Below are 15,357 nucleotides of genomic sequence, written 5' to 3' on the forward strand. Positions count from 1 at the left end.
CGCAACACGACACGAAAACTGTGTGCCGGGAGCGTATTTAACCCGTTTTGAGGCTGTGGTGTGTCTTACGTTGGGCTCGTCTGTTTTCGCGTGAGAAATTGCACTGCGTGCGAGCGCATGGGACGTCATTGAAACCCATTCGCAGGTGAAAGGGTATTTTTTACCCTCAGATTTTGCCTTGATATGGCGCGGTTTTTAGTAAATGTGCGTTTCATGTGTGTTTATGTTGCCGTGACCGTATCGCAACATTTTCTAAGCATGAACACAACGCAAACCAACAGAAAACAACGGGTTTTTGCCGGTTTTTATGGCGCAACTCACAAAAATTTCTCGATATAACACACCAAAACACACACAAACTAGGGTAGGATTATTACCAACAACGGCGGAACGCACCGGGCAACATAGAGCACGGACGAATCCGACTAAACCAGAGCCTACAAGGCATCGGATTTGTACACCGCCACCAACGCACTGACAAGGAGATACTCCAGTGACTGTACGCGTAGCAATCAACGGCTTCGGCCGCATCGGCCGCACCTTCTTCCGCGCAGCTCAGACCGAGGGCGTCGGCTTCGAGATCGTCGCAATCAACGACCTCACCGATGTTGAGACCCTGGCACACCTGCTCAAGTACGACTCCATCATGGGTCGCTTCAACGCAGAGGTTGAGGTCAAGGAAGGCGCACTGGTTGTTGACGGCAAGGAAATCAAGATCCTCGCTGAGCGTGACCCCCAGAACCTCCCCTGGAAGGACCTGGGCGTTGACGTAGTCCTCGAGTCCACCGGTTTCTTCACCGAAGGCAGCAAGGCAAAGGCACACATCGAGGCTGGCGCTAAGAAGGTTATCCTCTCCGCTCCCGGTAAGAACATCGACGGCACCTTCGTCATGGGCGTGAACGACGACCAGTACGATGCAGCTAACCACCACATCGTCTCCAACGCATCCTGCACCACCAACTGCCTCGCTCCGATGGCTAAGGTCCTGAACGACGCATTCGGCATCAAGCAGGGTCTGATGACCACCATCCACGCATACACCGCTGACCAGCGTCTGCAGGATGCTCCCCACCGCGACCTGCGCCGTGCACGCGCAGCAGCTGTGAACATGGTCCCCACCTCCACCGGTGCAGCAGCAGCTGTTGGCCTGGTTCTGCCCGACCTGAAGGGTAAGCTGGACGGCTTCGCAGTCCGCGTTCCCACCATCACCGGCTCCATCACCGACCTGACCTTCACCGCTGAGCGCGAGGTCACCGTTGAGGAAGTCAACGCAGCAGTCAAGGCAGCAGCTGAGGGCCCCATGAAGGGCATCATCAAGTACAACGAGGATCCCATCGTGTCCAAGGACATCGAGGGTGAGCCCATCTCCACCGTCTTCGACGCACCGCTGACCAAGGTCATCGGCGACCAGGTGAAGGTTATCGCTTGGTACGACAACGAGTACGGCTACGTTGCACGCCTCGTGATGTTCACCAACAAGGTTGTGGCATCCCTCTAAGCCCCAATAGGCTTGCGACGCTCATCAAGTGTAAGCGTCACCCCGCGTAACTAACGCATAGTGAACCCCGGCACCACCGCATCAAGCGGGGGAGTCGGGGTTTGCTGTACCAAGACCCTGTGTAAGGGTCTTAATAAAACCCCAAAAACGTATAAACATACTATTTTCCGTCGCCCTTTTTGAGTCAAAAATACCGTAAGAAAATAGCTGATAGAGAGTGCGAATATCCGCGATATTCTGCGGAAAAACACAATATAAAAGCTATTTACTAGGCTGTCAATCACCCTAATGTTCGGTATGATGGAAACGGTATATAAACCCACCTATCCAGGAGGAATTCCTATGGCTAAGGCACTGTCCGAACTGCTCGAAGAAGGCGTCGCAGGCCGCCACGTTCTCGTTCGTTCCGACCTGAACGTACCCCTGAAGGACGGCGTTGTCACCGACGACGGCCGCGTCCGCGCATCCCTGCCCGTCATTGAGAAGCTTGCCAAGGCTGGCGCACGCGTTATCGTGACCGCACACCTGGGCCGCCCCAAGGGCAAGGTTGACCCCCAGTACTCCATCGCACCGGCAGCTGCACGCCTGGCTGAGCTGGCATCCGTGCCCGTGAAGGTTGCAACCGACCTGGTAGGCGAGGACGCAAAGGCTAAGGCAGCAGCCCTGGCTGACGGCGAAGTTCTGGTCGTTGAGAACGTTCGCTACGACGCACGTGAGACCTCCAAGGATGACGCAGAGCGCGGCGAATTCGCTGACGAGCTGGTCGCACTGACCGGCGAGAACGGCGCATACGTGAACGACGCATTCGGTGCAGTTCACCGCAAGCACGCTTCCGTCTACGACGTTGCTAAGCGCCTGCCCGCATACCTGGGTGACCTGGTGAAGAAGGAAGTTGACGTTCTGGCTAAGACCCTGAACGACCCCGAGCGTCCCTTCGTCGTGGTCATGGGTGGCGCTAAGGTTTCCGATAAGCTCGCCGTGATTGACAACCTGATTGGTAAGGCTGACACCATCCTCATTGGTGGCGGTATGGGCTACACCTTCGCATACGCACAGGGCTACGAGGTTGGCCAGTCGCTGCTGGAGAAGGACCAGGTCGACAACGTTCTGCGTTACCTGAAGGAAGCTCCCGAGAAGGGCACCGAGATCATCACCGCAGTGGACGTTGTCTGGTCTGACGCATTCTCCGCTGACGCTAACACCGAGATTCGCCCGATTGAGGACCTGACCGGCGGCAAGCTGGGCGCAGAGGCTGAGGGCCTGGACATTGGCCCCAAGACCCGCGAGATTTTCGCTGAGAAGATCAAGGGTGCAAAGACCATCTTCTGGAACGGCCCCGTTGGCGTGTTCGAGATTGCTCCCTTCGCTGAGGGTACCCGCGCAGTGGCTCAGGCTATCGTCGAGTCTGACTCGTTCTCCATCATTGGTGGTGGCGACTCCGCATCTGCAGTCCGTAACCTGGGCTTCAAGGATGAGCAGTTCGGCCACATCTCCACCGGTGGTGGCGCTTCCCTCGAGTACATTGAGGGTAAGACCCTGCCCGGCCTGGAGGCACTGGGCGCCTAATCTGGGTGCACAGATTTAGTACACGGTTTTAGTGTAAGGAACCCCCGCTGGGGCGGTATTTCGGTACCGTTCCGGCGGGGGTTTCTGCATGCCCGCTCATGCCCGGATAATCCTGCGCGGGCAGATGGGCGGGGCTGTTTCCTGGCTATATGCTGTGGATTCCCTGGGTGTGCGGCTTGTGCTGGGGAGGGTTAGAGGTGCCTCTAATAGACTGGAAATGTAGAGGTTCCCGGCGCTCCCCCACGGTACCCATATGGTTACCGCGGGGGAGCGAAGCAGGGGACGCACGCACCTCCACAGGCAAACAAATACAGACAAGCAAATACAGGCGGGCGAAGACGCCCAACCGTGGAGCCCAGCTACCCGCGAGTAGCCCAGAACCATCTCGGCAGCTCGTGAAAACGGCAACTAGTGAACATTGAATCCAGGGAGGGAAAGAATGCCCATAGACACTCAAGCGCTCTTTGACGAAAAAGACTACACGGGAACATACCCGTACGTTGCCGATGGCGTGATTGGGCCCTACACGCCCGCAAACCGGGACCACCCCGCCTACTCGGCACCCGCCCCGGGCGTGAGGTACAGACCGAGGCACTATGCGGCGAGGAACCTGCGCCCCTACCTGGGCTACTACTACGCCTGCCAAAACTACATGATTCTCGCCTCGGAACCGGCAGTTCTGAGGATGGACAATATCAGCGAAGAAATGTTCTTCCCCGCCATTCAGGACCTCTACGAAGAAGGTAAAGGTTGGGTCATTACCCCTAACCCCCAGATTCTGACCATGAACCTGCTGGAGGGGCAGCCGCGCCTCATCGACGAGACGCTAAAAATTGTGGAATGGAACGTGCGGTTCGATATCCTTCCCGAAGTTCGGGTGTACCGCAAAGACACGAACCAGGTGTACCCCATCACCGATTTTGATACGCGCGGCCTGATCCGTGACGGCGCAATACACGGGACTCTACGCACACAATTCACGAATGAGTGGAGGCCCGTCCAATTCATTCCAGAAAATAGTTTGAGCTAGGGGAGGGGAGAGCAACATGACGAATAACTTTGGCGGGCCCGGATACGGCGGGCCCGGATACAACGAGCAACGAGCACTCATGAGGTCTGTGATCACTCGCGCCAAGTTTATACGAGCTGGCGTGTTCGCAGGTGCCGCCCTCGTCGCGATAGGTTTTGGCTGGGGTACTAAACTGTTCAATGAGATGGGCTCGGAGTCCCAGGCCGATAAGAAGCGTGACCAGGAATTTGTGCGCCTGGAACCCACGGAGAAGTACGATGAGCTCCGCAGCTTGGGGCCCTCCTCCGGGCCGCTCGTCTATACGGCGTTTGAGCGTAAGGGCCGTTTCATTCCTGCCACCGAGACGCAGGCGGCGCAGAACGTGCCGTACCCTATTCAACAGCCCGGAATGGATAACTACGACCGCGCTGGCCTGTACGCGTTCTTGGCGTACTACTTCGCGTCGATGAATTACTTCTACCACACGGGCGATACTGAGCCTCTTTCTAAGGTCACGGACCCGGAAAAGGTGCTGCACCCCGAAATTCTTCGCCTGTACAGGGAGAAGCGAGGGTGGGTTATTTCGGCTGATAAGAATGTGCTGAGCGCCAATATTGCTGATGATCTTATCGCGGGTGAAAAGGTTAAAAATACGAGCCGAAAAATCCTGGTGAGTACCCTGTACACGACTAAGGCTAAGGACCTTGCGTTTTACGTTAAAGAGACGGGTGAGAAGCAGGATATCCGCAAATATTTGAAGTATCTGGGGCGTTTCTCGCTGGCTGTGGAGCATCTGCGTGGGCAGTGGGTGATTGTGGTTGACCGCGACGGCTACAGCAACCGCAACACCTACGAGCCGATCTACCCGCAAGGATTCGGGCAGCTATAGCTTTCTCTATGTGGCTTCTTTCGGAACCCCCGCCGGGCAGCACTTTCGGTACTGTGCTGGCGGGGGTTTCTTGCTGGACTTTTGAGGTGGATGCTTCGCGGCTGGCTATGGGAGGTGGAAGCAAGGGAGGCGGAATCCGTCCTGCTGAGTTCGTGTGCAGAACGTGCGTGTGTTACCTTGAAGGGTGTGTGATTCTCACTGTCACCGAGAGGGAACACACATGCAACGAATGTGGGCGAGGAAGCTCGTTCACTGTCACATCAACTTCCGGAAGTAAATATATGGGTAACGTCCACGCTAATACTGAAGCTGTTCCTTTTGACTTTGAGAGCGCTGAGGCTCTCAAAACGCATTTGACGCATCTAACTCAGGTAATTGAGCATCAGCTCCCTGCCCGCTATGGCGCCGATGGTACTTGTGGTGCCGCTCAGCTCGCTCTGGAGGGGTTCACCGGTGGCTATGCACGAGTGTATAGAGCAAAGCTTGCTTCGTCATTTGCGCTGTTGCGAGAGTTTAAGGAATGCTTTAGCAACGCAGCTCGTAATATGGAGACTTATATTAAAGCTGCCCGCGAGGAAGAGCGTATTCGCCGAGAGATTACTGAATGGGAGAAGCTCAACGAACGTAAGCAAAGAGCTCGTGATCTTGAGAAGCTTGAGTATGACCTTCGGAATCAAGGTGCGTATAGCGTTGATAACCCTGACCTCAATCTTGAGGTTCCCCCTCGTCCTATGCCTTCCCGACCCCCGCATTTTGAGGTCTACACGCCCCGCCCTGTAGCTGACCCCTTCACCGGTGCTCAGGGCAGCTCAGTTTCTTCAGGAGTTTCTCAAAGTGCTCTCGGACAGTTTGCCGAGGCAAACTCTTCTGCACAGGGTACTCAGCATCTGAATACCCAGATTGCGCTTGCTTCTGGTGGGTCTACGGTTTCTATCGTGCCGCACAATGCCTACCAGCACGGTCAGATTACTTTCTCCCTGAATGCTGAAATTAGCCAGGTACAGCATTATGTTTCCTCTGCTTATTCGCAGTTCCGGTCCAATACTTCTTGGGGAACTTTCGACGCTGGTTCTTTGATTGCAGCATTGCATACCTGGATTGAAGATGTGCATGAAGATGCGACCTGGCTAGGGAAAGTTGCTCAGGTGATGCTTGATGCTGCAACTAATGGCAATCTCACTAATGCATCGGTAGAGTGCCATGCCGATCTTTCAGGGCCTGGGGCAAGGGCTCAAATTAGCCTCGACATGAACCTTCTGAATGAGCTGATGCATGATGATATTCCTATGCATCACCTACTGCAGGTTCCTGGCATGAGCATTACTGGTGTAAATATCTCATCCGGCTACGCAAATGACCCCGTCAACGTTGCAACCGGTAACTTCATTGAAAGTGAAGTTGACCTTCGCTCTCATGTAAACCCTGTGTTGCGTCTTGAGCGCACCTACAACAGTGTTCTCGCTGCCCTCCCGAATACCCCTCACGGTGCTTTTGGTAAGGGTTGGTCAAGCGTGCTGGACAGCCGACTTGAGCAAAACTCCGACAGCATCTCATGGCACACTGCTGACGGTCGTGAACTCGTCTTTGAACGTGATACAAACTCGGCTAGCGGGTATGCCCGGACTCCCAATGCTCCTTACTGGTTGGAGAAGGTATCCGAGTCGGCTCTAGACGCGGCACCTACACATAATGTGAACTCAGTCTCTGCGCCCTTCGAAGAAGATACCGAAGGACAAGAGGCACTTTGTCGTGCCCTATACTCGGCTGTGAATAAAGCGGTCAAGTCCGCCCATCGTCTACTGCCGTCATCCTTTGAAGTAACGGAATCGTCTGAACCCACCTACTACTGGTCTGTTACTAACCATTCTGGTAGCCGTTATTTCTATGCTCCTTCAGGCGAATTGGTTGCTTTCATGGAGGGGCACCCCAGCTCAGCTGTAGTTGCTCTGTACAGCCGTGGCCCGAAGGCTAATGACGATGAGGAGTTCGTAGCGCAGCGACCGAGTGCTTTGATTCAGCCCCTTAGCGCGCAGGGCATTATTTTCAGCTATGACGCACAGGATTTTGTATCTGCTGCATCTCTTGTCAACTTCAATGAAGGCTCCTTTGAAGAACATTCATCAGGACAGGTTGAAAGCCAGCTGAGCGATGTGCGCTATATCTACAATTCTGCTGGCGTACTTTGTGAAGTTCAGCGACCTGATGGTACCCGCCGTTATGAACAGACGGAGGGTAACCTCATCCACCGTGTCTGGAATGAAACGGGATATTGCGAGGTCGAGAATAGCTATGACGCTGACGGCCGCATCGTAGCTCAGAAAACTGAGCACGGTCGAAATATTAGCTACCGCTATGAGCATGGTCTAATGACCGTGATTGAAGATTCCGGAACCGGTGAGCACGCTAATATTTGGCGCTCAAACGAACACGGTCAGCTTGTTTCCCTTGTGGCTGGTGACGGAAGCCGCCAGTCCATGCGATACAACTCCTACGGTTACCGCACCTATATCTGCGAGCGTGACGGATCTGTGACTCATCGTAGCTACGATGAACGCGCTCGCCTTGTCTCGGAAAATACTCCGGAAGGTGCAGTCCACCGTTATACGTGGGATGAGTACGACCGTATGATTGCCCACCGAATTATGAATAAGAATCGGCGTGCAGGCACCCTCACCGAAACGCGCTATACCTACTCCCAGAACCCGCTGGACCCTAATCCCCTGACTATTACCCGTAACGGAGGCAATACAACTTATCTTGAATGGGACAACGCCGGCCATTGCACCGCCGTCGCTGATGAATCAGGATTCAAGCAGCACTTTACCTACAATAACCGTGGGCAGCTTCTGAGCTCCACGGACTCTAGTGGTGCGCAAACGCAGTATTCGTATGATGCTGCTGGTAACCTGAGCTCAGTAACTAATCCTCTCGGCAATACCCAGTATTTTGAGTGGGATGCGAGTGGGCGACTCAGCACGGTGGTCGACGCGATGGGTGCTCGTTGGGGTTTGTCTTATGCAGAAGCAGCTCAGAACGCTACGCCGACCTCCGAGCAGCTCTTGACAGCGCTGACCGACCCTGAAGGTAACGTCACTACTTTTGAATACTCAGCTGGTCACCTAAGCGCTGTGATTGACCCTATGGGTAACCGAACCAGCGTCGAACGCGACACCTGGGGCAACGTTATCTCCATGACTGATGCCGCAGGAGCCAAGACCCATTATGAATACGACGAACTTTCGCAGCTCGTCGCTATCATTGACCCCTGTGGGGCTCGTACTGAGTACGAATATTCTCTAACTGGCGACCTGAGTCGCATGGTGGACGCTACTGGTGTAGCTTTGAGCATCACCCACTCGCGCTCTCACGGTGAGTATTCAGTGCGAGTTGAGGGCGCGCCCGGTAACTACGCCGTTGTAACCGACGCCCTGGGACGAGTTGTGTCTGCATCAAATTCTCTGATGAGTATGGTGCCGGGCCTGGGTCCCGCTGGGTCTTTGCACTCTGATTCTTCTCTTGCAGGGCTTGCTTCAGTAGGTAAGCAGCCTTCTGAGCGTCCTGCGGGTCCTTGGGCGTCGTGGAGCTTGGTGCAGCCGGAACTTCGTGTTCCCACTATTTTGGGTTCCCGCGATAACGTATCGCGAGGCGATAGCGCCCTTATTGCTGCTCATCTTCCGTCTGTTATGACGATGTTTGAGAACCGCCAGGATATGGCGGCTCTCTTTGGGGTGCCCATTCCTAAGTTGAACATTCCGGATGCCTCCGCCCTTCTCAATTCTTCCTCTGATAGCTCTGCGCAGGCTGGATATAACACTCACGGTCAGATTGCTCAGATTAGCTCTGCCGTTGGCGGGGCAATTAGCTTCGAGTACGATGCTCAGGGACGTATGAGTCGTAGCATCAGTGCAGCTGGTCGAGAGACTTTCTTTGAATATGACGCGGCGGGCCGTTGTACCAGCCAGAAAACCCTCAAGAAAACGAGCGAGCTCGATGCTGATGAGGGTTACCTGGAGACTATCTTTACTTACGATCTCGCAGGTCGTTTGTTGGAGAAGACCATTCGGGATTCTGCAGATGCTTCAACTGCCTCGTTGCGTCTTGTGCAGTACACCTACGACGCTACTGGTCGACGCATTAAAGAAGATATGGGGGAGAAGGTCACCTGTTACAGCTACACTTCACGTGGACTTATTGCACGTATTGAAGATAGCGTTGAAGGTACTCGTTCTTTCTCATACGATGCGGCAGGTCGCCTTGTTAGCGTTGATGACGCTTTGGGCGGCACCTCCCGCTGTGAGTATGATGCCCTTGCGCGTCCTCTGCGCTGGATTACGCCTGCGGGTATCGTAACGAGCTACGGATGGGATGCGGCAGGACGTCTTCTGCGTGAAGAACGTTCGGGTACAAGTTTTACGGTTGAAAATGCGGCAGACTCTCTCGTACGTACTTTCTCTTACGATGCTGCAGGGCGTCTTCTTACGGTGAATGACGGTGAACGTATCCGTTCGTTTGAGTACGACTATGCTCGCGGTGGTGTGCTCCGTTCGGTCACTGTTAATGGTGAACTCCAGGGAACTTTTGAATATTCCTTGATGAATGGACGTGGCTCTCAGCAGGGCATGTTGAAGATTTCGGTAAATGATGCAAAGGCAGAGCACATTTATGAGTACTCTGCATCTGGCAGGTTGCTGAGCCGTACTCGCGTACCCCATGGTGATATGAACATGATGCGCATCTCAAGTACGGTGTCTATTGCTGATCACATCACGGGTATTCTTCGCGCCCCAGACGTGAACCAGCGTACTCTCCATGCCTTGCAAGCGTTTAAGCAGCGTGGTGAATATACGCTGAACTATACCTACGATGCAGATGGTGTTCTGGTAATGAGTAGCAACCCGTACGGCTCAGTGCGCTGGATGCGTGATGGTGCGGGTCGAGTGCGCCATACTCAGTCTAAGGACGTTTTTGCTCGCACCAGGGAGATGGAATTTACCCATGCTTCATGTGGTGCTTTGACCTCGATGAGTACAGAAGACACTCGCGCCGTGTGGAAACTCAATCCTGTTAAGAATGTTCCCGTGGGCTACAAGGTAGAGCGTACCGGTACCCGTGAGTTGGGAACTGGGACTGCACCTGTCAGTACGTTTGCTGCTCATGTGGAACGTGATACTTCTTCTCGGGTTGCTGTCTGCACTCTTGAAGATGCAGAAAATAACTCTGAGGCGCGCACTATGAAGTATCGTTATGATGCTTCTGGTGCTCTTATCTCTGTATCTGATGGTATTCAGGAACGAACTTGGACCTACGAAAACGGCATGATGGTCGCCGAGGCATTGTATAAGCGCAATTGTGAGCAGGGAGATAACGCCCTGCTGCTGGAACGCGCCTTCAGCCACAATTCAATTGGCCTTCTCAGCGCTGTTTCTGAGGTGCAGTATGGTGCCGATGGTACTGTCCAGAATCGTTCTCGAACTGAGTATTTCTATAACGCTGCCGGTGAGCGCGTCCGTGAGGTGACTACGGATGAGCTGACTGGACAGCATCGTGAGCGTACCCTTGGGTGGGGCAACATGGGGCAGGTGAACGCTATTCGCCAGGATGGTGAAGAATGGTCATTGCACCATGACATGACTGGTGAGCTTGCCTCCGTGCATACTAGCACCACGGTGGATGCCCCCGGTTCGTCTATGCCTTTGGTATGGGATGCTGTCTCATCCGTACCTATGGTGCTGGGCGCGGGCGGGATGAGTGCAGGTTCTGTGCTGGAGAATATCTCTTCTGAAGAGGAACTGGGCTATGGCTTGGGCTGGTCTATGTCTTCTAACCCGTGGGAAAGCGATGTAGCTGCTGTTCCTACTGTTCCTGGTCTTGGCGTGGTTAGTGCTGGTCCGGCGGCTTCTTCTGTCAATATTGCTGGTCTTGATTTCATGGGTTTCCGTGTGGCTGATGCTGGCGTGCGCCGTTTCGTGTCCACTGACGCTTTGAGCTCGGTGCCGGGTATCGTGCACGGTGCGGACGTAAATTCGTTTGTGGGCTGGAATCCTATGTCTCTGGTAGACCCGTGGGGTTTGCGCCCGATGTCGGTGAGGGATTTTAGGGACTATCAGGTTCGAGAAACAGAGAAGAAAAATTATCTTACCTCTATTTTTGTTAATGAGTTAAAAAATTCTCCATTCATGCTTATCTTGGCCGCAAGTTACTATACTTCATATTCACCGTTTGAATATGAAGAGTATATGGATAATGTTAAGCCAAAAATTGAGGACCTAAATGTTCAACGACAGCATGGATATAGTGGGGATATTCCTCCCGTGCCTCCGCGAAAGATTAACGAAGTGGCGCAACGCATGAATTCAGTTAATGACAATCAGCATGTTAAAGATATGGAGAAATCTCAAGGAAATGCTGGTTATTCCTCCATTCAGATTGATGTATATGAGGGGAAAAAATCAGATGGATCAAAAGAGAAGGTGGCATACGTATATATTCCCGGCACTGATTTTGATTTTTCGATGAAAGATGGTGAGCTTGGGTCCATCGGAAATAATCTTGGTCTGGCTGGTAACACCTCTGATAAATCCGTTGATGATTTGTCGCCCTATCACCGTATGGTTGAGGCAGCAATGGATCGAGCTCGTTTGCAAGGTGTAGACCGAGTCGTGATGGTTGGCCACTCTCAGGGTGGGGCAGTAGCGTATTCGCTTGCTAATAATAAGGAGTTTAATAGTAAATATAAGGTGTCTAATGTTGTAACTTATGGTGCGCCGACCAGTAATCTTGAGGGACAACGAGATGACCTTGACCATCACTTTAACTACGTGGCTGTTGTGAATGAGAATGACGTGGTTCCTGGTCTAACACCTGGAAAGCAATACGGTGAGCCTGCTAATCGTGTACATGTCGTTGAGAGCGATAAAGCTAGTGGAGGCATGGATTCTCACGGTATGAATATTTACGTCGATGCTACCCAGCGGTACGTTGGTAGCGGCTACGGTGATGATGAAGGTGTCGATATCGATGCACAGGCATACGGCGCACAACAAGAAACCCAAGGTGTAGAAGAAGGAACCGGTATGTATACCGGTAGGAATACCTCAAAGAGTAGCCCTTACGGTCGTGCATTGAGAGAAAGCCTTCGACGTTAGAAAGGAGAAGAAATGACTGTCGACCCGGAGTGGACTAAAAAATTCTTCAACCAAGAGGACTATAGGGGAGCATACCATCTTGTCGATACTGACATGATTGGAATTTATACCCCAGCAGACCAGCAGCACCCTGCATATTCTGCGCCGCCGCCAGACTACACCTACACGTTTACTAAATTTCTAACGTCCGCTGATTTGAAATTCTATAATAGCTACTATTATCAATGCCAAAACTATATGCTTTTGGCATCCGATTCGCGCCGCCTCGAATATGCAATGACCGCCGAAGAACTATTCTTCCCCGCCATCCAAGATATCTTTGACGACGGAAAAGGGTGGGTCATCACCCCCAACCAACAAATCTTGACCATGCACATTCTCGAAGCACAACCGCGCATCCACAACGAAGAACAAAAAATCTTCGACTGGAACGTCAAATTCGACATCCTTCCCGAAGCAAAAGTCTTCCGGAAAGACACCGGGCAGCTACAGCCCATCACCGAATTCGACACGCGCGGACTCCTTCGCGACGGAGCAATCTACGGTACCCTGCGCTCGCGTTTCCTCGATCCCGGATGGGATATTCACTTCATCCCCGAAAAGGAGGTATAACCATGGGACCCCAACGTAAGGAACAGGAGACGAGCATCCAGCAGAACTCCTCCCAGGAAGCTCATCCGGTATCTTCTGGTCAGCTACTTGCTCACCAGCAAGAGTCGCGAAAGCCCCGTTTTTCTCGTCGTGCCCTCGCAATAGCAGGCGTGGGCACCCTCGGCGCTCTCATCGTCGGTCGACAGACCGGTATCCTCGCCACCAATGAGGAAAAGCACGAAGCGCGCCTTTTCAAGCGGGATAAGGTACTGGCTTCCCTTGAGCCGACTGAGAAGTTTGATGGGCTTGCCAAACAGGGTGATTCAACTGGTCTGCTTGTCTACACCGCCTACGAGCGCAACGGCAGGTACGTGCCTGCTACCGAAGAGCGCGCCGCTCAGAATGTGCCGTACCCCGTTCTGCAGCCGGGAATGAATGAGTATAACCGCGGTGGTTTCTATATTTTTCAGGCGTACTTTTATGCCGCCCTGAACTATTTCTACTACACCGGAGATACCAAGCCGCTCTCTGAAGTGATCAACCCCGAAGAGATCATTTCTCCTGAGCTTCTTCGGCTGTACCGGGAAAACCGCGGCTGGCTTATTGCTAATCAGGACGTGTACCGCGTACAGGTCACGATTCCCGGTATCGGTAGACGCCAAAAGAACAGCCGTAATATCAGCGAATATCAGGCAAGGCGACGTATTCGCGATGAGGCTGTCTTCTACGTGCCCCAAACGGGGGAGAAGTTACCCATCGATAAGTTCTTGAAGACCGGTGAGGAAGAGTACGCTTTCCTCTGTGCGGAGCACCTGCGCGGCCGCTGGGTGCTGGTGGAAGACGATAAAGATGCCACGCCGCTGTACCCTCCGGGATTCTCCCTCGAAGGGCTAGAGGTATAAGAACCCACCTTCCCGGTAACCGCACGACATCACCGATAACCACACCAACCACCCTAGGAGACATATGGAACAGTCACCCCAGAACCCCAGCGCGCCCGCGCAGGCTAGCACCATGCAGGGCAGCCCCTTGCCGGAGAATACTGCGCAGAACAATGCCACAGAAAGCACCACGGTAGAAGCTACTGCAGTACCTACCGCAACCGCCCTCCAAAGCCCCGAGCATGACCCGGCTCTAGCAAGCACCGCATCCGCAGCTCCCGCCGAGGCGGTAGCACCCACGCCCGCAGAGCCTAAGCGCATGGGCCTCTACTCGCTTATCTGCCTCCTGGTTGCGGTTCCCCTTGGAGTGTCTATCGGCGGGATACCTCTAATGTCGCTATACCTGACGTACACGACAGGGCCTAACGCGCCCCTGCTGATTATTGCGAGCATCATTATCTGGGTGTGTATCGCCTTCGCATACTGTGCACTCGTCACCTGGATTACCGAAGCAATCGCCACCCGTAAGATGCCCTGGGCACAGTCCCTCGGCTTATGCGCACGAGTGATGGCACTCGAAGCAATCATTATCGCCATTACCTTTTCTTTTCTGCTGTCCGCTCTCAACGGCGGCAGGTACTAACACACCGTAGACAAACACCACCGGCAGAATACCGGCAGGGTAGAGCCCCCTAAGCTCCACCCTGCCGGTACTTCGTATCCGGGGTTCCACACGATCAGCGAGCGCGGGGTGAGAATAGTCAACGCAAAGCATAAAACCACGCCGAACCAGTGAAAATATGCCGCCAACCCTCTAAAATAGAAAAGGAAAATTCCGAACAACAACCCCGCCCGGTATACCGCGCGGGAAAGCTAAGGAGCGAACTATGTCGCGTAAGCCCCTCATCGCAGGCAACTGGAAGATGAACCTCAACCACGCAGAGGCAGTCACCCTCGTCCAGAAGCTCGCATGGACCCTCGACGACGCAAACTTCAACTTCTCCGCAACCGAAGTAGCCGTCTTCCCGCCCTTCACCGACATCCGCTCCGTGCAGACCCTCGTCGAGGGCGATAAGCTGGACATCCTCTACGGCGGCCAGGACCTCTCCGTCCACGACTCCGGCGCATACACCGGCGAAATCTCCGGCGCATTCCTCTCCAAGCTCGGCGCAACCTTCGTGCTCGTCGGCCACTCTGAGCGCCGCACCTACCACCACGAAAGCGACGAGCTGTGCGCAGCAAAGGTCCAGGCAGCATACAAGCACGGCCTGACCCCCGTCCTCTGCGTCGGTGAGCCCCTCGAAATCCGTGAAGCAGGCACCCACGTCGAGTACACCCTCGAGCAGCTGCGCGGCTCCATCGCAGGTCTGACCGCAGAGCAGGCAGAAACCCTCGTCATCGCATACGAGCCCGTCTGGGCAATCGGCACCGGCAAGGTCGCAACCGCAGACGACGCACAGGAAATGTCCGCAGCAATCCGCGCAGAAATCGCTAAGCTCTACTCCGCAGACGTTGCAGAGAAGGTCCGCGTTCTCTACGGCGGCTCCGTCAAGTCCTCCTCCGCACCCTCCATCATGGGCAAGGAAGATGTGGACGGCGTGCTCGTCGGCGGCGCATCCCTGCAGGCTGACGAATTCGCAGCAATCGCACGCTTCGACGCATAAAACCCCGACGCACCACAGCGTCTCATAGCGTTACAGCGCCCGGCGGGTACCCACCCGACCGGGCGCCGCGCCTTTTAACCGCGCTTCTTTACGGGTGCGTCTCCGTAAGTCTGT

General features: G+C 54.1%; 9 protein-coding genes. All 9 read left to right on the plus strand.

Annotated features, from left to right (window positions below; translation table 11 throughout):
- Positions 1 to 493: 493 nt before the first annotated feature.
- The 9 genes from gap (at position 494) to tpiA (ending at position 15,243) form a co-directional block, all read left to right on the plus strand.
- The gene (gap, locus tag HMPREF2980_RS03805; protein WP_070592969.1) at positions 494 to 1,498 is read left to right on the plus strand and encodes a type I glyceraldehyde-3-phosphate dehydrogenase; all 1,005 of its coding nucleotides are present in this window, start codon (positions 494 to 496) and stop codon (positions 1,496 to 1,498) included.
- A gap of 342 nt (positions 1,499 to 1,840) precedes the next feature.
- Entirely contained in the window at positions 1,841 to 3,064 is a 1,224-nt protein-coding gene (gene pgk / locus HMPREF2980_RS03810; protein ID WP_005506145.1) for a phosphoglycerate kinase, read from the plus strand.
- Between the two features lie 439 nt (positions 3,065 to 3,503).
- Positions 3,504 to 4,094, plus strand: coding sequence for a DUF6318 family protein (locus tag HMPREF2980_RS03815; RefSeq protein ID WP_070690230.1), 591 nt, complete (start codon positions 3,504 to 3,506; stop codon positions 4,092 to 4,094).
- 79 nt (positions 4,095 to 4,173) lie between these two features.
- The gene (locus HMPREF2980_RS03820; RefSeq protein ID WP_246823671.1) at positions 4,174 to 4,962 is read left to right on the plus strand and encodes a DUF6318 family protein; all 789 of its coding nucleotides are present in this window, start codon (positions 4,174 to 4,176) and stop codon (positions 4,960 to 4,962) included.
- 281 nt (positions 4,963 to 5,243) lie between these two features.
- A complete protein-coding gene (locus HMPREF2980_RS03825) occupies positions 5,244 to 12,107 on the plus strand; it encodes a DUF6531 domain-containing protein (protein WP_246823672.1) in 6,864 nt (2,287 codons plus the stop codon).
- A gap of 12 nt (positions 12,108 to 12,119) precedes the next feature.
- Entirely contained in the window at positions 12,120 to 12,719 is a 600-nt protein-coding gene (locus HMPREF2980_RS03830; protein ID WP_070690234.1) for a DUF6318 family protein, read from the plus strand.
- A gap of 2 nt (positions 12,720 to 12,721) precedes the next feature.
- Complete coding sequence (locus HMPREF2980_RS03835; RefSeq protein WP_070690236.1) at positions 12,722 to 13,600, plus strand: DUF6318 family protein; 879 nt, start codon at positions 12,722 to 12,724, stop codon at positions 13,598 to 13,600.
- A 64-nt stretch (positions 13,601 to 13,664) separates the two neighbouring features.
- Positions 13,665 to 14,222, plus strand: coding sequence for a hypothetical protein (locus tag HMPREF2980_RS03840; RefSeq protein ID WP_070690237.1), 558 nt, complete (start codon positions 13,665 to 13,667; stop codon positions 14,220 to 14,222).
- 244 nt (positions 14,223 to 14,466) lie between these two features.
- Positions 14,467 to 15,243: a triose-phosphate isomerase gene (tpiA, locus tag HMPREF2980_RS03845; RefSeq protein ID WP_005509126.1), complete on the plus strand. Its 777-nt coding sequence runs from the start codon at positions 14,467 to 14,469 to the stop codon at positions 15,241 to 15,243.
- Positions 15,244 to 15,357 lie beyond the last annotated feature (114 nt).

Source organism: Rothia sp. HMSC076D04 (genome assembly GCF_001814645.1).
GTDB classification, from domain to species: domain Bacteria; phylum Actinomycetota; class Actinomycetes; order Actinomycetales; family Micrococcaceae; genus Rothia; species Rothia mucilaginosa.